This is a genomic window from Rubellimicrobium sp. CFH 75288 (assembly GCF_009904055.1).
GTDB lineage: Bacteria > Pseudomonadota > Alphaproteobacteria > Rhodobacterales > Rhodobacteraceae > Rubellimicrobium.
Genome location: NZ_WYDP01000005.1, coordinates 267,895 through 294,244, shown reverse-complemented (window position 1 = coordinate 294,244; position 26,350 = coordinate 267,895). Strand labels below are relative to the sequence as shown.

Sequence of the window (26,350 nt, the reverse complement as noted above, 5' to 3'; positions counted from 1 at the left end):
CGGACGCTGCGTCAGGTTTGTATTGACAGGAAGCCCCCATCCTTCCCTATTGTCAGACAGCCTGAATGGAGGATCGCGGATGGGACGAACGGCAAGCCTGTGGGCGGGTGCGGCCGCCCTCGCCTTCGGGGCCACGGGGGCGCTGGCGCAGGGCGGGGGCGGAACGCTGCGGATCGGGGTGGCGCAGGGCCTCGTGGCGCTCGATCCCCATACCTCCTCGCTCTACAGCGACGTGCGGGTGCTCCAGCAGATCTATCGCGGCCTGCTCACCACCGATCCCGAGACGCTGGCCCCGGTGGGGGACATGGCCGAATCCTGGGAGGTGTCGGAGGACGGGCTGGTCTGGACCGTCCGGCTGCGCGAGGGGCTCACCTTCCATGACGGCACGGCGCTGACGGCCTCGGACGTGGTCTATTCGCTGAACCGCATCCGCGACGAGGCGACGGGGGCCACGCTGCGCTCGGACCTCGAGCCGGTCGAGAGCGTCGAGGCGGTGGACGACCTGACCGTGCGGATCGCGCTGGCGCGGCCCTACGGGGTGCTCGCGGCGGTGCTGGCCACGCCCGTCTGGGCGGCGATCGTGCCCGAGGAGGGCGGCGACCTGGTGGCCGAGCCCGTAGGGTCGGGGCCGTTCCGCTTTGTCGGGCAGATCGAGCGGACATCCATCTCGCTCGAGCGGTTCGAGGATTTCCACGACCCCGAGCGGCCGCTTCTGGATGCGGTGGAGTTCGTGGTCGTGCCCGACGAGAGCGCGCGGGTGGCGGCGCTGCTGTCGGGGCAGGTGGACCTGCTCGATGCGGTGTCGCTGCCGCTCGCGGGGCAGGTGGAGGCGGCGCCGGGGGTGAGCCTGCTCGCATACGAATCCGCCTGGGTGGACGAGTTCGGGATGAACACCCAGCGCCCGCCCTTCGACGACGTGCGCGTGCGGCGCGCGATCGCCATGGCGATCGACAAGGAGGCGGTGGCGCAGGCGGCCACGATGGGGCGGGGCGCGGTCGCGCACACGATGGTCTCGGCCTCGTCCATCCCCGTCGAGGTGACGCCCCTGCCCCACGACCCGGAGGCGGCGCGCGCGCTGCTGGCCGAGGCGGGGGTGGAGGACCTGTCCTTCGAGTTCGCGCCCTGCGGGGGCACGGCCTTTCCCCACATGATGCGCGCGGCCGAGGTGATCGCCGAGAACCTGCGCGCGGTGGGCATCGACGCGCGCAACGTCACGCTGGAGGCGGGCGTCTGGGGCCAGAGGGTGGTGACGGACCGCGACTATGACGCCTTTGTCTGCGGGCTGGTCAACGGGGTGGACCCGGACCAGAAGACGTTCCGCTACTTCTCGCGCGAGGGGGTGTACAACTTCTCGGGCTTCGAGCCCTCGGACGAGCTGCAGGCGCTGCTCGAGCGGGGGCGGGAGGAGACGGACCCGGCGGTGCGCTCGGACATCTATTCCGAGGCCTGGCAGATCCTGGTGGATGAGGCGCCGTGGGTGCCCCTCTACGTGGTCCCCGGCCTGATGGCGCTGTCGGACCGGGTGGAGGGGTTCCGCACCACGCCCGATTCGGACCTAGTGCTGACGGACGTGCGCCTCGTCGACTGACGCGCGGTGCTCCGGTTCCTGTTCTGGCGGCTGCTGGGAGCGGCGGTCCTGATCCTGGCGGTGAGCGTGCTGGCCTTTGCGCTGGTGCGCTTCCTGCCCGGGGGCCCGGCGCAGGCCGCGCTGGGCCTGCGCGCCTCTCCGGCGGAGGTGGAGCGGCTCAATGCGGCGCTGGGCCTCGACCGGCCGGTGGCGGTGCAATACGCCGAGTGGCTGGGGCGCGCGCTGCGGCTCGATTTCGGGACCTCGCTCTCCGGGGGGGCGCGGGCGGGGACGCCGGTGGCGGACCTGATCGCGCGGGGGCTGGCGGTGACGGTGCCGCTGGCGCTCCTGGGGACGGCGATCGCGGTGGCGGTGGGGCTGCCGCTCGGCCTCGCGGCGGCGGCGCGGGCGGGGCGGGGGACGGACCGGGCCGTCTCGGCCGCGGCGGTGGTGGCGCTGAGCCTGCCGCCCTTCTATCTCGGCTATCTGCTGATCCTGGTCTTTGCGGTGCGGCTGGGCTGGCTGCCCTCGGTGGGCTATGTGAGCCCGGCGGCGGACCCGGCGGGATTCCTGCGCATCATCCTTCTGCCCGCGCTGACGATCGGGATCATCAACGCCGCGCCCGTCGCGCGCACGGCGCGGGCGGCGGCGGTGGAGGTCGCGGCCGGCGAGCCCGTGCGGCTGGCGCGGCTGGCCGGCGCGCCACCCGGCGTGGTCTGGTTCAAGCACGTCCTGCGCGGGGCCATGGTGCCCGTGGTCACGGTGGTGGGCCTGCAGGTGGGGTTCCTGATGGGTGGCGTCATCGTGGTCGAGAACATGTTCGCCCTGCCCGGCCTGGGCCGGCAGATGCTGATCGCGGCCGAGCAGCGCGACTATCCCACCCTGCAGGCGGTGATCGTGGTCTTTGCCGCGGCCTTCGTGCTGGTCAACCTGCTGGTCGACTTGCTTTATGCGGCGATCGACCCGCGCATCCGCCCGGAAGGGGGCTGAGCGGTGCGACGTCCCTCGGCCGCGACGGTGCTGGTGGTGCTGGTGCTGGGAGGCGTGCTGGCGGCGCCCTCGCTGCTGCCCCCGGGCGCGGCGGCGATGGACCCCGCGCGGGCGCTGCTGCCCCCTTCGGCCGGGGCGCCGTTCGGGACGGACGTGCTGGGGCGCGACTACCTGGCGCGGGTGCTGGCGGCGGGGCGGCCGGGCCTCCTGATCGCGGCGGGGACGACGCTGCTCGCGGCGCTGGTGGGCATTCCGCTGGGGGTGCTGGCGGGCGCGGCGGGGGGGCGGACGGACCTGGTGGTGATGCGCGTGCTGGAGGTGGGCTTCGCGGTCCCGCCCCTCGTGCTCGCCATCGCGGTGCTGGGGGTCACGGGGCCCTCGGCCGCGGCGCTGGTCCTGGCGCTGGCCGCGTCCTATGCGCCGCTGCTGGCGCGGGTGGCGCGGGCGGCGACGCTGGCGCGGATGGGGGAGCTGTATGTGCTGGCCGCGCGGGCGGCGGGCGAGAGGCCGTGGCGAATCGTGGCGCTGCACGTCCTGCCCAACACGGCCGGCACGCTGGTGACGCAGACGGCGCTGGTCTTTTCCTATGCGCTGCTCGCCGAGGCGTCGCTGTCCTTTCTGGGGCTGGGGACGCAGCCCGCCAACCCGTCCTGGGGGCGGCTGCTGACGGAGGCCATTCCGCTGACCACGGTGGCGCCGTGGCTGGGGATCTTTCCGGGCGCGGCGCTGGTGCTGGTCGTGGTGGCGGTCAACCTGCGCGCGGATGCCTGGGGCGACGCGCTGGACCCGCGGCTGGCGCGCGGGGGGCGGCCGTGAGCGCGCCGCCGCTGGTCGTCGAGGGGCTGGAGGTGCGGGCGGGGCGCGCGGGGCCCGCCGTGGTCCGGGGCGTGTCGCTGACGGTGCCGGCGGGAGGGTGCCTGGCTCTGGTGGGGGAATCGGGGTCGGGCAAGTCGGTGACGGCGCTGGCCGCGCTGGGCCGGCTGCCGCCGGGGCTGGTGCGGACGGGGGGGCGCGTGGCGCTGCTGGGGCGCAACCCGGCCGCGCTGCCCGAGCGGGCCTTGCGGGCGCTGCTGGCGGAGGGGACGGGCTTCGTGCCGCAGGACCCGCTGGCGGCGCTGGACCCGCTGCACCCGGTGGCCGACCAGATCGTGGCGCCGCGCTGCCCCGACGGCTGGGGGCGGCTCAACGAGGCCCTGTCGGCGGTCCTGGGCAGCCGCAGGCCGGGGCGGGCCGAGCGGCGGCGGGTGGCGGCGGCGCTGCTGGAGCGGATGGGCTTGCGCGACGCCGAGGCGCGGGCGGGGGCCTTTCCGCACGCCTTCTCGGGCGGGATGCGCCAACGCGCGCTGATCGCGGCGGCGACGCGGCACGCGCCTGCGCTGGTCGTCGCGGACGAGCCCACGACCGCGCTCGATGCCGCGGTGGAGCGGCAGGTGCTGACGCTGCTGCGCGAGGCCGCCGCCGAGGCGGGGGCAGGGCTTCTGCTCGTGTCGCACGACCTCGGGCTGGTGGCCTGGTTCGCCGACCGGGTGGCGGTGATGCGGGAGGGGCGGATCGTGGAGGAGGGCGAAACGGAGGCCGTGTTCCGCGCCCCCCGCGAGGCCTATACGCGCGCGCTGCTCGGGGCCTCGCCCGCGCTGCGCGTGCGGCGGGTGGCCCCGCGTCCGCCGCCGGGGGGACGGGTGCTGCTCTCCGTCGAGGGGGTGTCGCGGCGCTACGGCGGGGTGGCGGCTCTGACGGGGGCGACGCTGTCGGTGCAGGAGGGGGAGTTCCTGGCCGTGGTGGGCGAGTCCGGTTCGGGCAAGTCCACGCTGGGGCGGCTGATGCTGGGGCTGGAGGCGCCGGACGAGGGGCGGGTGCTGTTCGCGGGAGAGGACCTGGCGCGGCTGCGCCCGGCGGCGCTGCGGCGGCTGCGCGCGGAGATGCAGCCGGTGTTTCAGGACCCGCTCTCGAGCCTCGATCCGCGCTGGAGCGTGGGACGGTCGGTGGCCGAGCCCTTGCGGGTGGCGGGGCTGCGCGGCTGGCCGTCCGAGCGCGAGGCGGTGGCGGCGCTGCTGGAGCGCGTGGGGCTGGGGGGGATGGAGCGCCGGCGGCCCTCGGAGCTGTCGGGGGGGCAGCGCCAGCGCGTGGCCATCGCGCGCGCCTTGGCGCCCCGGCCGCGGCTGATCGTGGCCGACGAGGCGGTCTCGGCCTTGGACGTGACCACGCAGGGGCGGGTCATGGCGCTGCTGGCCGCGTTCCGGCGCGAGGGGGGCGCGGTGGTCTTTGTCACCCACGACCTGCGGCTGGCGGCCGAGGAGGCCGACCGGGTGGCGGTGGTCGAGGCGGGGCGGATCGTGGAGCTGGGCCCGCCCGACGCGGTGCTGGGCGCGCCGTCGCATCCCTATACCCAACGGCTGGTCGGCGCGCTGCTGCCGCCGCGCTTTCCTCTGCCCGCAACCCTGTCCGAGGAGGTTCCGTCATGACCCGAGCCCGCCTGGCCTGCGCCGTGATCGGCTGCGGCTTCATGGGGTCGATGCACGCGCGCGTGCTGGCCCAGATCCCGTCCGCGCGCCTGATCGCGGTGGTGGACCGCGACGAGGGCGCGGCGCGGCGGCTGGCGGAGGAGACGGGGGCGGAGGCGGCCACGGACATCGCCCGCGCGCTGGCGCCCGACATCGACGCGGTCGTGATCGCCACGCCCGACCGCCACCATGTCGAGCCCGCGCTGGCCGCCCTGGGGGCGGGCAAGGCGGTGCTGCTGGAGAAGCCCATGGCGGACACGGCCGAGGGGGCGGCGCAGATCCTGCGCGCAGCCCGGGGGGGGCGGCTGATCGTGGGGCAGATCCTGCGCTTCGACCCGCGCTATCGGGCGGCGGCCGACCTGGTCGCGGCGGGCGAGACGGGCGAGCCCGTGCATTTCGCGGCCTCCCGGTTCTGCCGGCATCCGGGCGGGCGGGCGGTGGGCAGCCATCTGTGCTTCCTGATGGGGGTGCACGACGTGGACGCGCTGCACTGGCTGACGGGGCGGCGGGTGCTGTCGGCCCATGCGGTCGCACGCGCGGACGCGCTGCCCGACCAGCGCTGGGGGGTGGACGACGTGGTCTTCGCCACCCTGACGCTGGAGGGGGGCGTGCTGGCGCAGCTGGCCTTCGGCTGGACGCTGCCCGAGGGGATGCCCACGGGGGTGCAGGCAGGGTTCCGGCTGGTCGGCACGCGCGGCATGGTGGAGGTGCGCGAGACCGAGGAATCGGTGCTGGCCGTGACGGGGGGGCAGGCGCGGTTTCCCGACACGGTCTACTGGCCCCATCTGGGGCAGCGGATCGGCGGGTCGCTCCGGCTCGAGGCGGAGCATTTCGTGGAGGCGACGCTGGCGGGGGCCGATTACCTCGTGCCGGCGGCGGAGGCGGCGGCGGCCTGCGCGGTCAACGACGCGATCCTCCTGTCGCTGCGGAGCGGGGGGGTGGAGGCGGTGGCGGGGCTGCCGGACTAGGTCAGGCGGGGCGGGCGAGGTCCCCCAGCCCCGCGCCCGCGCCGCCGCCATAGCTGTCGGCCCAGTCGAGGATATGGCGCAGCATCGCCTCGTGCGCGGCGGCGCCGTCGCCCCGGCGCAGCACGGCGAGAAGGGCGCGGTGGTCGGCCAGTTCGCGCGCGCGCGCGCCGGGGATGCCGTCGGCGCGGCGGCCGCGCTCGCGCAGGAGGTCGAGGATGGAGGTCATGAAGGTCTCCGCCACGCGGTTGCCCGCGCAGCGCGCCACCTCGACATGGAAGGCGGCGCCGTATTCGTGCACGGGCTCTCCGGCCTCGAGCGCGGCGGCGTGGCGGTCGAGCAGGGCGGCGACGCGGTCGAGATCGGCGGGCGAGGCGCGCAGGGCGGCGAGGCGGGCGCATTCGGGCTCGATCATGGCGCGGGCCTCGAGCAGTTCGGCGGCGGCGCGGTCGCCGAGCAGGTGGCCGAGAAGGTCGGGGCGGAAGATCTCGCCCGGCGAGGGAGACTTGATGACGGTGCGCTGGCCCGCGCAGCTTTCGATGACGCCCAGGGCCATGAGGTTCTGGAGCGCCTCGCGCACGGTGGAGCGGCCGACGCCGAGCTGTTCGGAGAGTTCCTTTTCGGGCGGCAGGCGGTCGCCGGGCTTCCAGGCGCCTTCGCGGATCATGCCGAAGAGCTGGTCGGCGACGCTCTGGGCGCTGGTGCGACGGACGATGGGCTTGAGATGCATGCGGGCGCCTGTCTGATAGCCTGAGACCACCATCTAGCCGCGGCGGCGCGCGGCGGCAACTAGAGGAAGAGCGCGGGCGGCAGGAAGCGGTCCACACGGTCCAGCGCGGCGGCGAGCGCCTCGCGCGCGGCCGCGCCCGGCAGCGGGGGGCCGTGGCCGGGCAGGATCGCGTCCGGGGCGAGGGCGGCGAGGCGGCGGATCGTGGCGCAGGTGTCGGGCACGGAGCAGTCCCATATGTCTTGGAGGATCACCGTGCCGCCCGCGAAGATCGCGTCGCCCCCCGCGAGGACGCGCAGGCCCCCCGCGGTGACGAGCCAGGCGGTGTGGTCGGCGCTGTGGCCGGGGGTGGGGATCGCCTCGAGGGTGGCGTCGTCGAAGGGGACGGGCACGCCGGGGGCGACACCTTCGGCCGGGCAGGGCAGGAGGCGGCATTCGGGAGGGTAGAGGCCCGCGGCGCGGGCGCGGTCGAGCGAGACCGCCGCCTCGTCGCCCGCGCGCAGCCAGGCCGCGGTGCGCTCGCCCGCCAGCACGCGCGCGCCCCGGGCGGCGAGGCGGGCGGCGCCGGCGGCGTGGTCGGCATGCCCGTGGGTGACGAGCAGGAGGTCCGGCACGGGCGGCGGGGGCCCGAGCCCGGCGCCCGCATCGACAAGGATCGTGCGGCCCCGGGCGGTGGTCAGCCGCCAGCAGGAGGCGTCGAGCGGGTGGGGCGAGCGGGTGTGGGGACCGAGCGCGGGCTCCCATCCGGGGGGCAGGATCATGCGCCCTCCGCCAGGGCGAGGAGGCGGTCCCCGAGCGCGTCGAGTTCCACCCGCTCGCGGGCGATCGGCCCGCCGGCGAGAAGGACGTGGGTTTCGCGGAAGCCCGAGCCGCAGGCGAGCGCGACGGTGACGCCGGAGGCCAGCGCGCCCTCGGCCTCGAGCGTCTCGAGCGCGCGCCAGGCGACGGCGCTGGAGGGTTCGAGATAGAGCCCCTCGCGCGCGCCGAGTTCGGACACAGCCGAGAGGGCGTCGGCGTCGGAGACGGCGAGGACGCGGCCCATGCTCTCGTGCAGGGCGCGGAGCGCGTGGACGGCGTCGGGGGGGCGCAGATGGGCGATCTTGTTGAGGATCGTGGGCCCGCCCGGCGGCGGGGGGAGCGCATCGAGGGCGGATTCGGTCAGGGCCCCGGCGGCGAGAGCGCGGGCGAGCAGGTCGAAGCGGTCGGGGACCACGGCGACGACCTGCGGCAGGCGGTCGGCCAGGCCCATCGCGCAGAGCTGGGCGAAGCCGTCATGGAGGGCCGCGAGCGTGCCGCCGCCCCCCGCGGGGACCACGACGCGGTCGGGGACCCGGCCCAGATCCTCGAGGATCTCGAAGGCCAGCGTGCGGCCGGCCTCGGCCTGGACGGGGTTGGCGGCGCGGGTGGTGGAGGCCACCGCGATGCCGCCGCGGCCGGCGAGGCGCGAGAGCGCGGCGATGCCCGCATCGATGTCGGCGGGCACCTCGAGAAGGCGGGCGCCGAGCGCGGCGAGGGGGGCCACCCGCGCCTCGGGCACGCCCTCGCTCATCAGGATGGCACAGGGAAGGCCCGCGCTGGCGGCGTAGGCGGCGGCCGAGAGGCCGACGGAGCCCGCCGAGAAGGCGGCGAGAAGGCGCGCCCCTCCGGCACGGGCATGGGCCGCGGCGAGCGCGAGGGGGCGGTCCTTCTGCGAGCCGGTGGGGTTGCGCGTCTCGTCCTTCCACCAGACGCGGCCGGGCCAGCGGGCGCTGGGCAGGAGGGGCGTGCCCCCTTCGCCCAGCGTCAGGGGCGGGACGGCGGGAAGGGGCAGGAGCGGCGCCCAGCGCCAGAAGGGGGACGGGGCGGAGTCGCGGGGGGGAAGGGAGGCGGAGGTCGTGGCGGGGGAAGTTCGGCCCGGGGAAGGCGGCGGGGGGACGTGGCCGGGGGTCCGGGTCTGCGGTTCGGGCATGGGTTCGGCCTTGACGGAGGGGCAGGGGCTCGGCTACGCCCATGCTGTCTGACATTCAGCCAATCCGCAAGAGGGCTGGTCGGGCCAGGGCGGACATGCCACAGACAGGGAGACGGGACATGGCACATCAGCGCCGCAACGGTGCGGTCGCCCTCGGGGCGGCCCTTCTGGCGCCCCTCGCGGCGGGGGCGCAGGCGATCGACTTCACGGTGATGGAGGCAGGGACCTACGACGTGGCCGCGAGGCAGATCGCCGAGGAACTGCGCGAGGCGGGCGGGCCCGACGTCACGGTGCACGCCTTTCCCTGGGCGGTCCTGCGCCAGACCAACACGACGGACCTGATCTCGGGGACCAACCGCTACGACGTGATGAGCGGGGGCTACTACCTCGCGGACGTGTATTCCTATTTCCAGCCGCTCGACGACCTGATCGCGCGCGACGCCTATGCGGAGGGGATGATCCCCAACCTGATGGATCCGGGGCGGTCCGAATGGCTGGACGGGCGGCAGATCGGGATCCCCTACGGGATCGACGCGATGGGGCTGCTCTACAACACGGCGCTGCTGGAGGAGGCGGGGGTGGACCCCGAGGGCCTGGCCAGCTGGGCGGACGTGGTCGCGGCCTGCGAGGCGATCGAGGCGGCGACGGAGGCGGCCTGCCTGAGCCATCCCACGGGCAGTCCCGAGCAGATCGGCGTGTTCTTCTTCTCGGGCTATGACGGGCCCTATGTGACGGCCGAGGGGACCTATGCGCTCGAGCCCGGGGCGGCCGCGAAGGCCGCGGCCGACATCCGCGCGCTCTGGGCGCACCTGCCGCCGGGCGGCAACGCCATGTCCTTCGACGAGGCGCATGCGGCCTTCCGCGACGGGCAGGCGGCGCTGCTGGTCACCTGGCCCTCCTTCGTGACCAACCAGCTCGATGCCGAGGACAGCCCGATCCGCGGCAGCTGGGCCATGACCGCCCTGCCCGGCGAAGGGTTCCCCTGGCTGTCGCTGTGGCAGATCTTCGTGCCGGAGGCGACGGCGGACCGCGAGGCGGCCTGGACCTGGATCAAGGCCTTTGCGGGCCCGGAGAATGCGACACGGAACCTCGTCGAGCACAACATCGGATCGGTCTGGGCGGCGACCTACGAGGACCCCGACCTGGCGGAGGAGCGGGCGCATTTCTGGCCCGCCCTGACGGCCGGCTTCGCCGAGGCCAAGAACCCGCCGCTCTCGGGCGAGGCGCAGGACTTCCTGACCAACACGCTGCAGGAGGTGGCCAACGGGCGGATGGAGCCCGAGGCGGCAATCGAGTCGATCAACGCCGCCTGGGCCTCGATCCCGGTGCCGCCCGCCCTGCTGGAGGCCGCGCGGGGCTCCGGGCTCGCCGCGGAGTGAGGCGAAGGGGCCGCGCGGCCTGGCGGCCCGGCGGAGCGAGGGACGGGATGGTGACGGTCGCGGTGGCGGACGAGGCGGCGGAACGGCGCAGGCGCCGCGGAGTGCGGCCCCTGCCCGACGGGCTGGTGCTGGGCGCCTTCCTGGTGCCGGCGCTGGTCCTTCTGGGTGTGACGCAGTTCTGGCCGCTCGCGGCCTCGTTCGGGATCTCGCTCCACGACTGGACGCTGGCGCGATCGCCGGTGATGGGCGAGTTCGTGGGGGCGGCCAATTACGCGCGCGTGCTGTCGGACGGGCAGTTCACCGGGGCGCTGGGCTTCACGCTGGCGCTCGCCCTCGGCTCCACGGCGCTGTCGCTCGCGGCGGGGCTCGCGCTCGCGCTGCTGACGGTGGGCGAGGACGGGCGGCTGCGGCTGGTGCGGGCGCTGCTGCTGTTTCCCATGGTGATCGCGCCCGTGGCGGTGGGCACGATCTGGCGGATGATCCTGTCGGCGCGGGTGGGCACGCTGAACGGGATGCTGGGCGCGCTGGGCCTGCCCCAGCCCAACTGGCTGGGCGACCCGATGCTGGCGCGGATCTCGCTCGCGGTGATCGACGCCTGGCAGTGGACGCCCTTTGTCATGGTGGTCATGGCCGCGGCGCTGACGGCGCTGCCCGCGGACGTCCTGCGCGCGGCGCGGATGGACGGGGCGGGGCGCGCGCTGGTCTTCCGGCGCATCACGCTGCCCCTGATCCTGCCCACGCTGATGCTGGTGGGGATGTTCCGGCTGGTGGACGCGCTGATGACGCTCGACATCGTGGTGACGACCACAGGAGGCGGGCCCGGCTTTGCCACGCAGACGCTGAGCTGGTGGATCTATCAGCAGGGCCTGCGCTACTTCAACCTGTCGGTGGCGGCGGCGGCGTCCTGGCTGCTGCTGGCGCTCTGCTTCGGGGTGGCCGCGCTGATGCTGCTCGCGCGCAGGCGCGCGGCGCGGTGGCTGCCGTGACGGGCGGGGGGATGGGCGGGGCCGAGCGGGTCGGGCCGTGGCGCTGGGCGGGGATCGCCCTGGCGCTGGTTCTGGCGCTGTTTCCGTTCCTCGTGCTCGCGCTCAACTCGGTCCGGCCGGCGGGGGAGTTCCTGAGCCCCGGCGCGGGCCTGCTGCCCGCCCAGCCGACGCTGGAGCACTACCGCGCCGTGCTGGGCGGCGACGGAGAGACGTGGCGGTTCCTGCTCAACTCGGTGGTCGTCACGGCGGCGGCCACGGCGCTCGCGGTCGCGCTGGGGGCGCCCGCGGCCTATGCGCTGGCCCGGTGGCGGCTGCCCTTCCGGCTGTCGCTCGTCATCGGGCTGTCGTTCCTGGTGGTGCGCTTCTACCCGAAGATCGCGGTCGCCATCCCCTTCTACCTGCTGATGCGGGACTGGGGGCTGCTCGACACGCATCTGGCGGTGATCCTGGCGCATGCCTCGCTCGCGCTGCCGCTGGTGGTATGGATCCTGCTCGGCTTCTTCGAGGAGATCCCGCGGGAGATCGAGCTGTCGGCGATGCTGGACGGCTGCGGGGCCTGGCTGCGCTTCCGCCGCGTGGTCCTGCCGCTGTCGCTGCCCGCCCTGGGGGCGGCGGCGATCCTGACGGCGATCCTGTCGTGGAACGAGTTCCTGCTGGCCTCGACCGTGGCGGCCGGGGAGGCGCGGACGCTGCCCGTGCGGATCGCGGGCTTCATCACCGACAAGGGGACGCAATGGGGGCCGATGTCGGCCATGGGAACGGTGATCGTGCTGCCCGTGGCGCTGTTTGCGCTGCTCGCGCAAAGGTGGCTGGCGCGCGGGCTGACCGCGGGCGCGGTGAAGGGCTAGGCGCATGGCCTCGGTGACGCTGGAGGGGATCGGCAAGCGCTTCGGGGCGGTGCGCGCGCTCGAGCCCGTGGACCTCGAGGTGGCGGACGGGGAGTTCCTGGCGCTGCTGGGCCCGTCGGGCTGCGGCAAGACCACGACGCTCAACATCGTGGCGGGGCTGGAGGCGCCGAGCGAGGGGCGTCTGCTGATCGGGGGCGAGGACATGACGCGCGTGCCCGCGCCCGCGCGAGACCTCGCCATGGTGTTCCAGTCCTATGCCCTTTATCCGCACATGACGGTGGAGGGCAATCTCGGCTTCGCGCTCGAGGTGCGGCGGCTGCCGCGCGAGGAGATCGCCCGCCGGGTGCGGCGCGCAGCCGAAGCGCTGGATCTCGTGCCGCTGCTGGGGCGCTATCCGAAGGCGCTGTCGGGGGGGCAGCGCCAGCGCGTCGCGCTGGGCCGCGCGCTGGTGCGCGAGCCGCGGGCCTTTCTGCTGGACGAGCCGCTGTCGAACCTCGACGCGGTGCTGCGGCTGCAGATGCGGGGCGAGATCGCGACGCTGTTCCGGGGCCTGGGGGCGACGGCGCTCTATGTCACGCACGACCAGGCCGAGGCGATGACCATGGCCGACCGCATCGCCGTGTTCCGCGCGGGGCGGCTCCAGCAGGTGGGCGCGCCGCTGGCCATCTACCGCGCGCCCGCCAACGCCTTTGTGGCCGGCTTCGTGGGCGCGCCGCCGATGAGCTTTGCCGCGGCGACGCTGGCAGAGGACGCGGTGGTGCTGGAAGGCGGCGCCCGGCTGCCGCGGCCCTCCGGCCTGGCGGTGCGGGCGGGCGCGCGCGTCACGCTGGGCCTGCGGCCCGAGGACCTGCGGCTGGACGAGGGCGGCCTCGTGCTGCCCGTGGAGCGCGTCGAGCATCTGGGCGGGGCGCAGATCGCGCATCTGCGCGCGGGCGGCGCGCGGCTGACGCTGCTCGCGCCGCCCGACGCGGCGCTGGCCCCCGGCCGGTCTGCCCGCGTCGCGGTCGCCGCGCGCGACCTCTACCTCTTCGATCCCGAGACCGGGGGGACGCTGGCCGCGCCCGGCCTCGGCCCCCTCGGCCCTGCCTTGCGAGGACATCCATGCCCCTCTCCCACCGTTTCCGCGAGCTGAGCTGGCCCGAGGTCAACGAGGCGGCCCGGTCAGGGCCCTGCCTGCTTCTGCCCGTGGGCGCGATCGAGCAGCACGGCCCGCACCTGCCGGTGGACGTGGACAACGCCATCGCCGAGCACCTGTGCGACGAGGCGGCGCGCCGGTCGGGCGGCGACGTGCTGGTGCTGCCCCCGATCCATTACGGCTACAACGCGCACAACATGGACTTTCCAGGCACCGTGTCCGTGCGGATGGAGCACTTCCTGGCCTATCTGGTGGATGTCGGCGCCTCGCTGGCCGAGGGGGGGTTCCGGCACCTGCTCCTGGTCAACGCGCACGGGTCGAACGCGCCGCTCTGCGACCTCGCGGCGCGGCGGCTGACGGTGGAGCAGCCGATGCTGGCGGGCAGCATCAACCACTGGGAGCTGGGCTGGGACTTCATCGGGCCGGAACTGGAGGGCGGGCCCCATGCGGCCGACCATGCCTGCGAGTGGGAGACGTCGGAATATCTCGCCATCCGGCCGGAGGGGGTGCGGATGGACCTGGCGGCCGACGAGATCCCGGCCGAGCGGGGCGGGTCGCGCTGGCTCTATCCGGGGCTGAAGGGGCAGAAATGGGTCCACTTCATGAACTGGTGGAGCCGGATGAACGAGACGGGGGTGGCCGGCACACCCACCCGGGCCACGGCCGAGAAGGGCCGGCGCATGATCGAGGGCACGATCGGCCGGCTGCTGGAGGTCGCGCGCGAGTTCCGCGCCATGCCGCTCGCGCCCCGCAAGAGCCATCATGCCGTGCGGAAGGGAGCCTGAGGGGTGGCGCGCGTCCTGCGCCGGAGCGTCGTCTGGGGGCGGCTGCCGGACGGGGCGCCGCTCGCCTTTCCGCTGATCGAGGCGGAGGGGGAGAGGGCGGGGCCGACCGCCCTGTTCACGGGCGGCATCCACGGGGACGAGTTCGAGGGGCCGCTCGCGCTTCTGGACCTCGCGCGGGTGCTGGAGGCGGTGGACCTGCGCGGGCGCGTGCGGATCGTGCCCTTCGCCAACGCGCCCGCCCTGGCCGCGGGCACGCGGGCGGGGCCGCTCGACGGGGTCAACCTCGCGCGGGTCTTTCCGGGCGATGCGGGGGGCGGGCCGTCCGCGCGGCTGGCCGCGGCGCTCTGGGCGCTGGTGGCGGAGGCGGACCTCGTGGTGGACAGCCATTCGGGGGGGACGGACCTCGCCTTCCTGCCCGTGGCGGGGTTCTACGAGGCGGGGGGCGGCGTGGGGGCGGAGGCGGCCGCTTCATCTCGGGCGGTGGCGGAGCAGACGGGGCTGGCCGATCTCTGGGCGCTGCCCGCGACGCCGGGGGTGCTGAGCCTGGAGGCGGCCCGGGCGGGGGTGACGGTCGCAGGCTGCGAGGTGGGCGGGCGCGGGCGGGCGCGGCCGAGCGACGTGCGGCTTTATCGCGACGCCTATCTGCGGGTTCTGGCCGCGCGGGGCATGGTGGGACCGGAAGCGCTGGGGGACGTGCCGGCGGCGCGGCCCGCGCGCCTGTTGCGCGGCGACTGGGTGGCGAGCCCGGCCGCGGGTCTGTGGCGCGCGCTGCGGCCCCTCGGCGCCGCGGTGCGGCGGGGCGAGGCGCTGGCGCGGGTCGAGTCGCCCCTGGGCGAGGTGCTGGCCGTGCTGGAGGCGCCGGTGGACGGGGTGATCCTGGCCGAGCGGAACCTGGCCCGCGTGCGGGAGGGGGATCCGGGGCTGCTGGTGGCCGCGGCGGAGGATCTTTCGTGACGGATCTGGCGGGGCGGCAGGTCCTGGTGACGGGGGCGGCCGGGGGGATCGGGGCGGCGATCCGCGCGCGGCTGGAGGCCGGGGGCGCGGAGGTCGTGGCGACCGACCTGGCAATCGCGCCGCCGGGGCGGGCCTGCGACGTGACCGACCGCGCGGCGGTGGACGCGCTGGTGGCCGGGGCGGGGCCTCTCTGGGGCTGCGTGCATGCGGCGGCGCTCTGCGGCGCGTCGGGACCCTTCGCGGAGGTGGAGGAGGGCGAGTTCCGCCGGATGGTGGAGACGAACCTGCTCGGCGCCTTCGGCGTGCTGCAGGCGGCGGCGCGGGCGATGATCGCGGCTGGAGGGGGCGGGCGGCTGGTCGCCATTGGCTCGGTCAACGCGGTGGCGGCGGAGCGGGGGGCGAGCCCCTATGCGGCCTCGAAGGGGGGCCTGCGGATGCTGGTCAAGGCGGCGGCGGTGGACCTCGCCCCCCATGGCATCCTGGCCAACCTGGTCCATCCCGGCCCGATCCTCGTGCCGAGGAACCGCGACCTGTTCGGGCGGCCCGATGTGGCCGAGGGCTTTGCGCGGACGATCCCCCTGCCGGCGCCTGGGCCCCCCGAGGCGGTGGCGGAGGCGGTGGCCTTTCTGCTGTCGCCCGCCGCGCGGTTCCTGACGGGTGCGGAGATCGCGGTGGACGGGGGGGCGCTGGCCTTTCTGCCCTGAGGGGGTCTCGCATGCGGGGCGGCCGGTCTGCTAGACTGGTGCGGACCGGCAGGAGGCCGCATGGGACCGCACGACCCCTTCATCGCCCGACTGGCCGACAGCCTGGCCCGCCCGCCCGACGGGCCGGAGGCCGGCGGGCCGCTCTATCGCCGGCTGGCGCTGGCGCTGTCGGAGGTGGTGGGCGAGGGGGGCGGCGGGACCTGCCTGCCCAGCGAGCGGGTGCTGGCCGCGCGGCTGGGGATGAGCCGCGTGACCGTCCGCCGCGCGCTGGAGGAGCTGGCGCGCGAGGGGCTCCTGCGCCGGCGGCAGGGCGCGCGCACGCGTGTGGCCACGCGGGTGGAGAAGGCGCTCTCGGCGCTGACGGGCTTTTCGGAGGAGCTGCGCGCGCGGGGCTCGGTCCCCGGTCAGCGTTGGCTGTCGCGGCAGGTGGTGCGCCCCAGCCCGACCGAGGCGCTGGCTCTGGGCCTGGGGGCGGCGGACCTCATCGTGCGGCTGATCCGCGTGCGGACGGCCGACGGCGTGCCGCTGGCCATCGAACGCGCGGCTGTCCCGCAGGCGATCCTGCCCTCGGGCGATCTGGTGGGGGAGTCGCTCTATGCGGCGCTGGCCGCCCTCGGCGCCGCGCCGGTCCGGGGGGCCCAGCGCATCCGGGCCGGGATCATGGCGCGGATCGAGGCCGAGCTGCTGGACAGCGAGCCGGGCAGTCCGCTCCTGATCGTGGAGCGGCGCTGCTTTCTGGCCGACGGTCGGCCGGTGGAGTTCACCGAAACCCGCTACAGCGGCGAGCGCTACGACTTCTTGACGGAACTCGGGACCTGAGCGGTCCATACCAGTCGGAATTTGTTGCGAAGTGGTCTGGAAGTGGCATGATCGCTGCAGAAGGGGGAGGGCGGCATGGCCGATCTGCTGGATGGTCTGCGCGGTGGGCTGATCGTGTCCTGCCAGCCCGTGCCGGGCGGGCCGCTCGACCGGCCGGACATCGTGGCCGCCCTTGCGCTGGCCGCCCTGGCCGGGGGCGCGCGGGGCCTGCGGATCGAGGGCGTGGAAAACCTGCGCGCCGTGCGGGCGGCGACCCGGGCTCCGGTGATCGGCCTGGTCAAGACGGACCGGGCCGACAGTCCCGTGCGGATCACCCCCACGGCCGCGGAGGCGCGCGCGCTGGTCGAGGCTGGGGCGGATGTCGTCGCCTTCGACGCGACCGACCGGCCGCGCCCCGAACCTCTGGAGCGGATCGTCGGGGCGATCCACGAGGCCGGCGCGCTGGCCATGGCCGATTGCGCCAGCCTGGCGGACGGGCGGCGGGCCGCGGCCTTGGGCTGTGCGATGCTGGGCTCGACGCTCTCGGGCTATCTGGGCGGCGCGGTGCCGGAGGGGCCCGATCTCGGGCTGGTGGCGGAGCTGGCCGGGCTCGGCCGCTTCACCCTGGCCGAGGGGCGCTATCACGCCCCGGCCGATGCGGCGCGGGCGGTCGCGGCGGGGGCGGATGCGGTCGTGGTGGGTTCGGCCATCACGCGGCCCGAACATGTGACCGCCTGGTTCGTCGCCGCCGTGGAGGGCGCGGGGCGCGGGGCGGATACGCGGGTGCCGGCATGAGCGCGACGCTGGCCGCCGATCTGGGCGGGACCAAGACCCTCGTGGCGCTGGTCGAGGACGGGCGCGTGCGCGAGCGCCGTCTTCTGCCCACCGACCGCGACGGGGGACCCGATTGCTGGACCCGGCGGCTGGCCGAGGCGGCGGCGGCCTGGCAGGGGGTCTGGGATCGGGTCGGCGTCGCCGTGACGGGGGCGGTGCGGGGCGGGACGTGGTCCGCGCTCAATCCCGGCACGCTGCCGATCCCCGAGGCCTATCCGCTGGCGCGGCGGCTGCACGACCTGCTGGGGTGCGAGCCGGTCCTGGTCAACGACGCGCAGGCCGCCGCCTGGGGCGAATACGTGGCGGGGGCGGGCAGGGGGCGGGACATGGCCTTTCTCACCGTCTCGACCGGGATCGGGGGCGGCCTCGTCCTCGGGGGTCGGCTGGTGCGGGGGCATCGGGGCCTGGGCGGAAGCTTCGGACAGATGCCGGGGGCGGACGGGGTCCGGGCCGAGGACCTCGCCTCGGGGCGGGCGATCGCCGAGGCGGCGGCGCGCGCGGGCCATCCGGTCGAGGCGCCGGCGGTCTTTGCCGCGGCCGAGGCGGGCGAGGCCTGGGCCGAGGCGGTCGTCTCGCGCGCGGCCGTGGCGCTGGCGCGGCTGTGCCGGGCCGTGCTGTTCGCGGCCGACCCGGAGGTGATCGTGCTGGGCGGCGGCGTGGGTCTGGCGGCGGGCCATCTCGAACGCGTGGCGGCCGAGATGGAATCCTGGCCCGCCTGGCAGAGACCGGTCCTGCGGCGCGCCGCCCTGGGGCCGGAGGCGGGAGTGATCGGCGTGGCCGCGCTGGCGGCGGCTGCGGAACAACACAGGGAGAGACAGGGATGACACGCACACGGATCATGCTGGCGGCGGCAGGGGCGGCGGCCCTCGCGGCGGGCGCGGCGGACGCGCAGGTGACGGTCCTGGGCTGGCCGGGCGGCCCGGAGGAGACGGCCCTGCGCGCGGTGGCCGAGCTCTACAACGCGCGCCCCGAGGTGGCGCCGGAGAACCGGGTGGAGCTGCTCTTCACCTCGCGCGACGGGTTCTTCGACAAGCTGCAGGTCGATCTGGCGGCGGGCAGCACGGCCTTCGACGTCAACCTGCTCGCCACCTACTCGATCGGCCGCTATGCCCCCTTCATGGAGCCCGTCACCCTGTCGGACGAGGCCGAGGCCGTGTTCGGCGAGACGGTGCTGAGCACGATGCAGTTCGACGGGCAGCAATACGGCGTGCCCACCGACCTGTCGCTGCATTTCCTGTATTACCGGCGCGACCTGATCGACGCGCTTCTGGCCGACGAGGCGGTACGCGCGCGCTATGGCGACATCGCCGAGGAGCATCTGGGCGAGCGGCTGGAGCCCAAGGCCCCCGAGGACTGGACCTGGGACGACTTCGTGGCCAACGCGCTCTATTTCAGCCGCTCGGTCAATCCCGACAGCCCCACGCGCTACGGGACGGTAATCCAGGCCAAGAACCTCCTGTTCAACATGATGGTGTTCCATTCCTGGCCGCGCAGCTACGGAGCGGACTGGCTGGACGAGGAGGGCCGCGTCGTCGTGGACAGCGAGGCCTGGCGCGGGGCGCTGGAGCGCGCGAAGCTCCTGTTCGACTTGGGCGCGACGCCGCCCGATTCCACTGCCTACGAATATGCCGAGGCCAACGCCGCCTTCGCCTCGGGGCAGGTGGCGGCGATGGTGCAATGGAACGCGGCCGCCACCGAGCTGACCGAGGCCCAGCCCGACACCGCCATCACCGCGCCGCCCGCGGGCCCGGAGGGGCGCTTCACCCATATCCACGGGCTGGGGCTGGGCCTGAACGCGGCGGCGCCCAACCGCGAGGGCGCGCTTGCCTTCCTCGAATGGCTGTCCACGGAGGAGGCGGCGCTCGCCTATGCCCGGGCGGGCGGTGCGCCGGGCCTGGCGCCCGAGACGGCGGCCAAGATCGCCGACGAGCGCCCCGACCTCGTGCAGGTGGGCGAGTTCGCCTCGACCTACGGCTTCGTCATGCGGGGCGGCACCTCGGCCGAGGCGCTGTCGGTCTACGAGGCGCAGGCGCAGGAATTCACGGGCTACTGGGCAGGGACGCAGGACCTCGATACCGCCATCGCCAATGCCGAGGCCGCGATGACGCGGCTTCTGCAATAAACCGGACGGGACGGGGCGGCCCGGAGGCCGCCCCGGCATCCGCGATGAGGAGCCGCGCGTTCGAGAATGCCGTCCTCGCCAGCCCGCTGGTGCTGTTCCTTCTGGCGATCCTGGGCTTTCCGGCGCTCCTGAGCCTCGTCTATGCGGTGTCGGAGACGACGTTCCGGACGCTGACTGCCCCGCGCTTCGTCGGCGGGGCCAACTTCGCGGCCGTCTGGGCGGACGGGGCCTTCTGGCGGGCGGCGTGGTTCTCGCTGCGGTTCGGGGCGATCACGGCCGTGCTGCAATGCGCGCTGGGGCTGTTCCTGGCGGTCTATCTGTATCCGCTGATCCGGCGGCACGGCTGGATGGTCGCCGTGCTGATCGTGCCGATGATCGTGGCGCCGGCCATGATGGGGCTGATGTACCGCCTGGTGCTGCACGAATTCGTCGGGCCGGTGCCGCACTACCTGTATCTGTGGTTCGGCTGGTCGCCCGCCTTCCTGAGCCCCGCCAACGTCTTTGCCACCGTGGTCGCGGCCGAGACGCTGCAATGGACCCCCTTTGCCTTTCTGCTGTTCCTGGCCGCCTACGGGGCGATCCCGCAGGACCTGCGCGAGGCGGCGATGGTGGACGGCACGCGCCCGTGGCGGCTGTTCTGGCGCATCGAGCTGCCGCTGATGATGCCCACGGTCTTCGTGGCGCTGTTCGTGCGCTTCATCGACGGCTTCCGCGTCTTCGACAACATCTACACGCTGGTGGGCGCGGGGCCGGGCGGGGCCACCACCTCGCTCTCGATCTACATCTTCGAGACGTTCCTGCGGCGGGCCGAGATCGGCAAGGCGATGGCCGCGGCCGTGCTGCTGTTTCTGGCCAGCACGCTCCTGTTCGTGGCCGCGCGCGCGCTGGTGCTGCGGGGCCGGGAGGGGCGGGGGTGAGGGCGGGAATGGCGCTGCGCTGGGCCGTGTTCGGGCTGGCGGCCCTCCTGCTCAACTTTCCGGTCATCGCCACGGCCGTGACCGCCTTCAAGGCGCCGGGCGAGGTGACGCGCAACCCCTCGCTCTGGATCGAGGAGCCGACGCTCGCCAACTTCGCCGCCGTGCTGACGGCGAGCGACCGGCTCAACATCTATCACCACCTCGGCAACTCGCTGGTGGCGGCGCTGATCGGGGCGGTGCTGCCGCTCGTGGTGGCCTTTCCGCTGGCCTGGGCGATGGTCAGGCGGGGCGTGGGGCGGGGCGTGCTGTTTCCCGTGGTCGTCAACCTGCGGGCGCTGCCGCTCATCATCTTCGCCATCCCGCTTTACATGATGTATGCGGCGGCGGGGCTTCTGGACACGCGGCTGGGGCTGGGGCTGGTCCTCGCGGTGGTCAACCTGCCGCTCGCGGTGCTGCTGCTGGTCAACGCGGTGGGCGACATCCCCGCCGAGCTGGAGGAGGCCGCGCGCATGGACGGGGCGCGGCTGCCGCGCCTGCTGCTGCGGGTGGTGCTGCCGCTCTGCCGGCCAGCCTTTGTCACGGCCTTCGTCTTCGGCTTCATCACCGCCTGGAACGAGTTCCTGTTCGGCCTGATCCTGACCACGCGCGAGGCGGTGCCGGTAACGGTGGGGGCGTCGTTCTTCTTCGCCACCGCCGGGGGCGGGGTCCAGTGGGGGATGGCCGCCGCGGTGATGGTGGTGGCGGCGCTGCCGCCGCTGGTGCTGGGCCTCGTCATGTATCGCCGGATCACCGGGTCGGTGATGGCCGGCGCGGTCAAGGGATAGGACAGCGATGGCCGAGATCCGGCTCGAGGGGCTGAGCAAGGCGTTCGGCGCGCACCGCGTGGTCCGCGACGTGTCGCTGACGGTCGCGGACGGGGAGTTCTGCGTCTTTGTCGGCCCGTCGGGCTGCGGCAAGAGCACGCTCCTGCGCCTGATCGCGGGGCTGGAGACGGCGAGCGCCGGGCGCATCCTGATCGGCGGCGAGGACGTGACGGACCGGGAGCCCTACGACAGGCACCTGTCCATGGTGTTCCAGTCCTATGCGCTCTACCCGCACATGAGCGTGCGCGACAACATCGCCTTCGCCCTGCGCACCGCGCGGATGCCCGAGCGCGAGGTGGCCCGGCGCGTGGCCGAGGCGGCGCGCATCCTGCGGCTGGAGGGCCTGCTCGAGCGCAGGCCTGCGCAGCTCTCGGGCGGACAGCGCCAGCGGGTGGCGATCGGGCGCGCCATCGTGCGCGAGCCGAAAGCCTTCCTGTTCGACGAGCCGCTCTCGAACCTCGATGCGGCGCTCCGGGCCGACACGCGAGTGGAGATCGCGGCGCTGCACCGGACGCTGGGGGCGACGACGATCTATGTCACGCACGACCAGGTGGAGGCGATGACCCTGGCCGACCGGATCGTGGTCCTGCGCGAGGGGCGGATGGTCCAGACCGGAACCCCTCGTGACCTCTACGAACGGCCCGGGGATGTCTTCGTGGCGCAGTTCCTGGGCAGTCCCCGCATGAACCTGGTTCCGGCGGCCGCCGAGGCGGAGGGGGTGCGCCTGGCGGGCGGGGCTCGCGCCTTTGCCGCCCCTTGGGCGAGAGGCCCGCTCGCACAGGTCGGGGTCCGGCCCGAGCAGTGCCGCATCGTGGCCCCGGACGCGGGCCTCGTGGCGGGGCTCGTCCGGGCGAGCGAATATCACGGCTCGGCGCTGCACGTGGTCGTGGAGACGGCCGGGGGCGATCGGCTCTCGGTGCTGGCACCGCCCGATCTTTCCTTGCGCGAGGGCGAGGCGGTGGGCGTGGATTTCGCGCCCGAAGCGGCCCATCCCTTCGCCGCCGACGGCACGCGGCTGCAGGGCGGCTGAGCGGCCCGTCAGCCCTCCGCGCGTCTCTCCGGCAGCAGGAGGCGCACCCCGGCCGCGTCCAGCGCCGCCCGGGCCTCGGCCGGGGGCGGCCGGTCGGTCACGAGCGTCTCGATCCCCTCCCAGCCGCAGACCTGCACGAGTCCGGGCCGGTCGAACTTGGAGGCGTCGCAGACCACCACCCGCCGGGCGCCGCGCGACAGCACCGCGCGGGCGAACTCGGCCTCCTCCAGCCGGTAATCCATGATCCCCCGCGCGCCGTGCAGCGCGCCCGCCGAGATGACGGCGTGATCGACCCAGAAGCGCGAGACGAATTCGATGGCCGACAGGCCGAGCGCCGCCCCGCTGTCGCTGTCGAGCGCGCCCCCGGCCATGTGCACCGCATTGCCGTTCACCGTCGCAAGCAGGCGCGCGATGTCGGGCGAGTTGGTCACGACCGTGAGCCGGCGGCGCTCGAGCAGCTCGCGCGCGAGGAAGCTCGTCGTCGAGCCGGTGTCGAGCATGACCGATTCGCCGTCGCCGATGGTGCGTGCCATCAAGCGGGCGATCAGGCGCTTGGCCGTGGCATTCTCGCGCATGCGGCGGTCGAAGGGCGCCTCGCGCAGCGCCGTGGGCAGCATGATGCCGCCGTGCCGCCGCACCACCGACCCGTCCGAGACGAGGATCTTGACGTCCCGTCGCACCGTCTCGAGCGACACGCCCAGCCGGTCGGACAGGTCGCTGATGCGGGCCGTGCCCGTGTCGCCCAGAAGCCTGAGGATCTCCGCCTGACGCTGTGCCGCGATCATGATGACTCCTCGCTTGACCGAACCTGTCCGTCTCATGGCCGAACCGCGGGTCCTGAACAACCGGATCGGTCTTTTCCGGTCATGATGCCACAGATTCGTCTTGACCCGAGGGTCGCGGGCGCGATCCAATCCGGGCAAGGGGGGAGGACCACTTGACCAGGACGGCGACGGAGCGCATCCGGCAACTGGGGCTCTGGCAGGGCCCGATCGAGGTCACGCCGCTCAAGGGCGGCATCAGCAACGAAAGCTGGATCGTGCAGGACGGCGCGACCCGCCGGGTCGTCCGGTTCGGGGACGACTACCCGTTCCACCATGTCGAGCGCCGCCGCGAGGCGATGGTGGCGCAGGCCGCCGCCGAGGCCGGATTTGCCCCTGCGCTGCGCCATGCGGGCGAGGGGGTGATGGTCACGGACTATCTGGGCGCCCGGACCTTCGACGCGGCCGACGTGCGCGGGGCGATCGGGCCCATTGCGGACCTGCTGCGCCGCTTCCACACCACCATGCCGCGCCATGTCTCGGGGCCCGGCTTCTTCTTCTGGCCCTTCCATGTCGTGCGCGACTATGCCCGCACCTTGCACCGCGACGGCAGCCGCATGGTGGCCGAACTGCCCCGCTACGTCGCCCTCGCCGACGCGCTCGAGGCGGTGCAGGTGCCCCTGCCCATCGTCTTTGCCCACAACGACCTGCTGCCGGCCAACCTGCTCCACGACGGGGAGCGGCTGTGGCTGATCGACTTCGAATATGCGGGCTTTTCCACGGCGCTGTTCGACCTTGCGGGGCTGTCCTCCAATGCCGGCTTCTCGGCGGCGGAGACCGAGGTGCTGCTCGAGACCTATTTCGGCCGTCCGCCCGACCCGCCCCTCGCCCGCGCCATGGCCGCGATGCAATGCGCCTCGCTGCTGCGCGAGGCGATGTGGAGCATGGTCTCCGAGCTGCATCTGAACGCGCCGGGCACCGACTATCCCGCCTACACGGCCGAGAACCTCGCGCGGCTCGAGGCCGCGCTCGACGCCTACCAGACCGCTTACGGAAGCCTGTGACATGTCCAGTACCCTGCCCAGCCACGCTCGGATCGTCGTCATTGGCGGCGGCATCGTCGGCTGCTCCACCGCCTATCACCTCGCCCGCGACCACGGGGCCGAGGTCGTGCTGCTCGAGCAGGACCGGCTCACCTCGGGCTCGACCTGGCATGCGGCGGGGCTGGTGGGGCAGCTGCGCTCCTCGGCCTCGATCACGCGGGTGCTGAAATACTCGGTGGAGCTCTACAAGCGGCTGGCCGCCGAGACGGGGCTCGAGACGGGCTGGAAGATGACGGGCTGCCTGCGGCTGGCCACCACCCCGGACCGCTGGACCGAATATCGCCGCCTCGCCACCACGGCACGCAGCTTCGGCATGGAGATGGAGCTGATCGGCCCGGACGAGGTGCGGCGGATGTGGCCGCTGATGGACGTCTCGGACCTGATCGGGGCGTCCTGGCTGCCCACGGACGGGCAGGCCAATCCCTCGGACATCGCCCAGTCGCTGGCCAAGGGGGCGCGGATGCACGGGGCCCGCCTGCTGGAGGGGGTGCGCGTCACGGGCTTTCGCATGGACGGGCGGCGCATCGCGGCGGTGCAGACCGGACAGGGCGAGATCGCCTGCGAGACGGTGGTGAACTGCGCGGGCCTTTGGGCGCGGCAGGTGGGGGCGATGGCCGGGGTCTCGGTGCCGCTGCAGGCGGTGCGCCACCAGTACATCGTGACCGAACCGATCGAGGGGCTCTCCCCCGACGCGCCCACCCTGCGCGACCCCGACCGGCGGACCTACTTCAAGGAGGAGGTGGGCGGGCTCGTCATGGGCGGCTACGAGCCCGACCCGATCGCGTGGGACACGGGCTTGCCCGGCAACGACGCGCCCGCCGACTGGGCCTTCCGCCTGTTCGACGACGATTTCGACCATTTCGAGCAGCACATGGTGCAGGCCATCGCCCGCATCCCCGCGCTCGAACGGACCGGCGTCAAGCGGATGATCAACGGACCCGAAAGCTTCACGCCGGACGGGAACTTCATCCTCGGCGCCGCGCCCGAATGCGACAACATGTTCGTCGGCGCCGGCTTCAACGCCTTCGGCATCGCGGCGGGCGGGGGTGCGGGCTGGGCACTCGCGGCCTGGGTCGCGACGGGCGAGGCCCCGCTCGACCTGTGGCCGGTGGACATCCGCCGCTTCTCGGCGCTGCACCGCGACCGCGACTGGGTGCGCGAGCGCACGCTCGAGGCCTATGCCAAGCACTACGCCGTCGCCTGGCCGCACGACGAATACACGAGCGGCCGGCCCCGCATCGTCTCGCCCCTTTATCCGCGCCTGCAGGCCGCCGGGGCCGTGTTCGGCTCCAAGCTGGGATGGGAGCGACCCAACTGGTTCGCCCCCCCGGGCACCGAGCCGCGCGACATCCCCTCGATGGGACGGCAGAACTGGTTCGAGACGGTGGGCGAGGAGCATCGCCAGGTCCGCCGGGTGGCCGGCCTGTTCGACCAGTCCTCCTTCGCCAAGTTCGAGCTGTCCGGCCCCGGCGCCGAGGCCGCCCTCTCGCGCCTGTGCGCCAACGATGTCGCCCGCCCGCCGGGCCGGCTGGTCTATACCCAGATGCTCAACAGCCGCGGGGGCATCGAATGCGACCTCACCGCGGCGCGGCTGGCGGAGGACCGCTTCTACATCGTCACCGGCACGGGCTTCCGCACCCACGACTTTGCCTGGATCGCCGACCACCTGCCGCGCGACGGCTCCGTGCGGCTCGAGGACGTGACCGAGGACTGGGGCACGCTCTCGCTCATGGGGCCGCGGGCGCGTGACATCCTCGCCGCCGTGACGCCGGATGACGTGTCGAACGAAGCCCACCCGTTCGGCCATGTCCGCGAGATCGCGATCGCCGGCCACCCGGTCCGCGCGCTGCGCGTCACCTATGTGGGCGAACTCGGCTGGGAGCTGCACGCGCCCATCGGCGCACTCGGCGAGATCTACGACGCGCTGATGGGGACCGGTCTCGGCCTGCGCCCGGCGGGCTACCGCGCCATCGACTCGCTCCGGCTGGAGAAGGGCTACCGCGCCTGGGGCAGCGACATCACGCCCAACGACACGCCCTTCGAGGCGGGTCTGGGCTGGGCGGTCAAGCTGCGGACGGACCACGACTTCATCGGCCGCGCCGCGCTCGAGCCGCAGGCGGGCCGCGTGCCGTCCCGACGCCTCCTCGGCTTCATGGCGGAGGATCCCGAGGTCGTGCTGCTCGGCCGCGAGACGATCCTGCGCGAGGGCGAGCCGGTCGGCTATCTCACCAGCGGGGGCTTCGGCTACACGCTCGGCCGCCCGCTGGGCCTGGGCTACGTGCGCGCCACCGAACGCCAGCCCGACACGGGCGACGAGGCCCTTCTGGCCAGTCGCTACAGCCTCGTCGTCGCGGGCGACGAGGTGCCGGCGCGACCCTCGCTCCGCCCCTTCCACGACCCGGAGGGACGCGCCATCCGCATCTGAGCCAAGGC

The 26,350-nt window shown here is 74.1% G+C and carries 25 protein-coding genes; 21 read left to right on the top strand and 4 right to left on the bottom strand.

What is annotated here, in order from left to right; translation table 11 throughout:
• Positions 1-79: 79 nt before the first annotated feature.
• Genes GT358_RS07120 through GT358_RS07100 form a run of 5 tightly spaced genes read left to right on the top strand, consistent with a single transcriptional unit; the run spans position 80 to position 6,026 of the window.
• A complete protein-coding gene (locus GT358_RS07120) occupies positions 80-1,588 on the top strand; it encodes an ABC transporter substrate-binding protein (RefSeq protein WP_166581900.1) in 1,509 nt (502 codons plus the stop codon).
• 6 nt (positions 1,589-1,594) lie between these two features.
• Positions 1,595-2,557 carry an ABC transporter permease gene (locus GT358_RS07115; protein ID WP_166581899.1) on the top strand — a complete coding sequence of 321 codons (963 nt, stop codon included), beginning with the start codon at positions 1,595-1,597 and terminating at the stop codon, positions 2,555-2,557.
• Positions 2,558-2,560: 3 nt separating this feature from the next.
• Positions 2,561-3,373 carry an ABC transporter permease gene (locus GT358_RS16645; protein WP_166581898.1) on the top strand — a complete coding sequence of 271 codons (813 nt, stop codon included), beginning with the start codon at positions 2,561-2,563 and terminating at the stop codon, positions 3,371-3,373.
• Complete coding sequence (locus GT358_RS07105) at positions 3,370-5,019, top strand: ATP-binding cassette domain-containing protein (protein WP_371416238.1); 1,650 nt, start codon at positions 3,370-3,372, stop codon at positions 5,017-5,019. The genes GT358_RS16645 and GT358_RS07105 overlap by 4 nt, the downstream gene beginning before the upstream one ends.
• Positions 5,016-6,026, top strand: coding sequence for a Gfo/Idh/MocA family protein (locus GT358_RS07100; protein ID WP_166581897.1), 1,011 nt, complete (start codon positions 5,016-5,018; stop codon positions 6,024-6,026). Before GT358_RS07105 ends, GT358_RS07100 begins: the two co-directional genes overlap by 4 nt.
• A gap of 1 nt (position 6,027) precedes the next feature.
• Here GT358_RS07100 and GT358_RS07095 read toward each other — a convergent pair whose 3' ends face one another.
• The 3 genes from GT358_RS07095 to GT358_RS07085 are packed head-to-tail and all read right to left on the bottom strand — an operon-like array spanning position 6,028 to position 8,698.
• On the bottom strand, positions 6,028-6,753 hold the full coding sequence (locus tag GT358_RS07095) for a FadR/GntR family transcriptional regulator (RefSeq protein WP_166581896.1): 726 nt from the start codon (positions 6,751-6,753) through the stop codon (positions 6,028-6,030).
• A gap of 59 nt (positions 6,754-6,812) precedes the next feature.
• Positions 6,813-7,511: an MBL fold metallo-hydrolase gene (locus tag GT358_RS07090; protein WP_166581895.1), complete on the bottom strand. Its 699-nt coding sequence runs from the start codon at positions 7,509-7,511 to the stop codon at positions 6,813-6,815.
• The gene (locus GT358_RS07085) at positions 7,508-8,698 is read right to left on the bottom strand and encodes a pyridoxal-phosphate dependent enzyme (protein WP_166581894.1); all 1,191 of its coding nucleotides are present in this window, start codon (positions 8,696-8,698) and stop codon (positions 7,508-7,510) included. Before GT358_RS07085 ends, GT358_RS07090 begins: the two co-directional genes overlap by 4 nt.
• Positions 8,699-8,817: 119 nt before the next feature.
• On the opposite strand from GT358_RS07085, the gene GT358_RS07080 reads away from it, so the two are divergent.
• From GT358_RS07080 to GT358_RS07015, 14 genes are all read left to right on the top strand, one after another.
• Positions 8,818-10,077, top strand: coding sequence for an extracellular solute-binding protein (locus GT358_RS07080; protein ID WP_166581893.1), 1,260 nt, complete (start codon positions 8,818-8,820; stop codon positions 10,075-10,077).
• A 47-nt stretch (positions 10,078-10,124) separates the two neighbouring features.
• Positions 10,125-11,063 (top strand): carbohydrate ABC transporter permease, encoded by a 939-nt coding sequence (locus GT358_RS07075; RefSeq protein WP_166581892.1) that lies wholly within the window; start codon positions 10,125-10,127, stop codon positions 11,061-11,063.
• On the top strand, positions 11,060-11,911 hold the full coding sequence (locus GT358_RS07070) for a carbohydrate ABC transporter permease (RefSeq protein WP_166581891.1): 852 nt from the start codon (positions 11,060-11,062) through the stop codon (positions 11,909-11,911). Before GT358_RS07075 ends, GT358_RS07070 begins: the two co-directional genes overlap by 4 nt.
• 4 nt (positions 11,912-11,915) lie before the next feature.
• Entirely contained in the window at positions 11,916-13,043 is a 1,128-nt protein-coding gene (locus GT358_RS07065; protein ID WP_166581890.1) for an ABC transporter ATP-binding protein, read from the top strand.
• Positions 13,013-13,831 carry a creatininase family protein gene (locus tag GT358_RS07060; protein ID WP_166581889.1) on the top strand — a complete coding sequence of 273 codons (819 nt, stop codon included), beginning with the start codon at positions 13,013-13,015 and terminating at the stop codon, positions 13,829-13,831. The genes GT358_RS07065 and GT358_RS07060 overlap by 31 nt, the downstream gene beginning before the upstream one ends.
• 3 nt (positions 13,832-13,834) lie before the next feature.
• Positions 13,835-14,785, top strand: coding sequence for a succinylglutamate desuccinylase/aspartoacylase family protein (locus GT358_RS07055; RefSeq protein ID WP_166581888.1), 951 nt, complete (start codon positions 13,835-13,837; stop codon positions 14,783-14,785).
• Positions 14,782-15,489 (top strand): SDR family oxidoreductase, encoded by a 708-nt coding sequence (locus GT358_RS07050; RefSeq protein ID WP_166581887.1) that lies wholly within the window; start codon positions 14,782-14,784, stop codon positions 15,487-15,489. The genes GT358_RS07055 and GT358_RS07050 overlap by 4 nt, the downstream gene beginning before the upstream one ends.
• A 60-nt stretch (positions 15,490-15,549) precedes the next feature.
• The gene (locus GT358_RS07045) at positions 15,550-16,308 is read left to right on the top strand and encodes a GntR family transcriptional regulator (protein WP_166581886.1); all 759 of its coding nucleotides are present in this window, start codon (positions 15,550-15,552) and stop codon (positions 16,306-16,308) included.
• A 75-nt stretch (positions 16,309-16,383) separates the two neighbouring features.
• Entirely contained in the window at positions 16,384-17,082 is a 699-nt protein-coding gene (locus GT358_RS07040; RefSeq protein ID WP_166581885.1) for an N-acetylmannosamine-6-phosphate 2-epimerase, read from the top strand.
• Positions 17,079-17,945, top strand: coding sequence for an ROK family protein (locus GT358_RS07035; RefSeq protein WP_166581884.1), 867 nt, complete (start codon positions 17,079-17,081; stop codon positions 17,943-17,945). The genes GT358_RS07040 and GT358_RS07035 overlap by 4 nt, the downstream gene beginning before the upstream one ends.
• Complete coding sequence (locus GT358_RS07030; protein WP_166581883.1) at positions 17,942-19,243, top strand: extracellular solute-binding protein; 1,302 nt, start codon at positions 17,942-17,944, stop codon at positions 19,241-19,243. The genes GT358_RS07035 and GT358_RS07030 overlap by 4 nt, the downstream gene beginning before the upstream one ends.
• Positions 19,244-19,287: 44 nt before the next feature.
• Positions 19,288-20,160 (top strand): carbohydrate ABC transporter permease, encoded by an 873-nt coding sequence (locus tag GT358_RS07025; RefSeq protein ID WP_166581882.1) that lies wholly within the window; start codon positions 19,288-19,290, stop codon positions 20,158-20,160.
• An 8-nt stretch (positions 20,161-20,168) separates the two neighbouring features.
• Complete coding sequence (locus GT358_RS07020; RefSeq protein WP_166581881.1) at positions 20,169-20,984, top strand: carbohydrate ABC transporter permease; 816 nt, start codon at positions 20,169-20,171, stop codon at positions 20,982-20,984.
• A 7-nt stretch (positions 20,985-20,991) separates the two neighbouring features.
• The gene (locus tag GT358_RS07015; RefSeq protein ID WP_166581880.1) at positions 20,992-22,053 is read left to right on the top strand and encodes an ABC transporter ATP-binding protein; all 1,062 of its coding nucleotides are present in this window, start codon (positions 20,992-20,994) and stop codon (positions 22,051-22,053) included.
• An 8-nt stretch (positions 22,054-22,061) separates the two neighbouring features.
• On the opposite strand, the gene GT358_RS07010 is transcribed toward GT358_RS07015, so the two are convergent.
• On the bottom strand, positions 22,062-22,838 hold the full coding sequence (locus GT358_RS07010; RefSeq protein ID WP_166581879.1) for a DeoR/GlpR family DNA-binding transcription regulator: 777 nt from the start codon (positions 22,836-22,838) through the stop codon (positions 22,062-22,064).
• Between the two features lie 152 nt (positions 22,839-22,990).
• Here GT358_RS07010 and GT358_RS07005 point away from each other — a divergent pair, with 152 nt between their 5' ends.
• Both GT358_RS07005 and GT358_RS07000 read left to right on the top strand, forming a co-directional pair.
• Entirely contained in the window at positions 22,991-23,878 is an 888-nt protein-coding gene (locus GT358_RS07005; RefSeq protein ID WP_166581878.1) for a phosphotransferase family protein, read from the top strand.
• Between the two features lies 1 nt (position 23,879).
• The gene (locus GT358_RS07000; RefSeq protein WP_166581877.1) at positions 23,880-26,342 is read left to right on the top strand and encodes an FAD-dependent oxidoreductase; all 2,463 of its coding nucleotides are present in this window, start codon (positions 23,880-23,882) and stop codon (positions 26,340-26,342) included.
• The last annotated feature ends 8 nt before the right edge of the window (positions 26,343-26,350 follow it).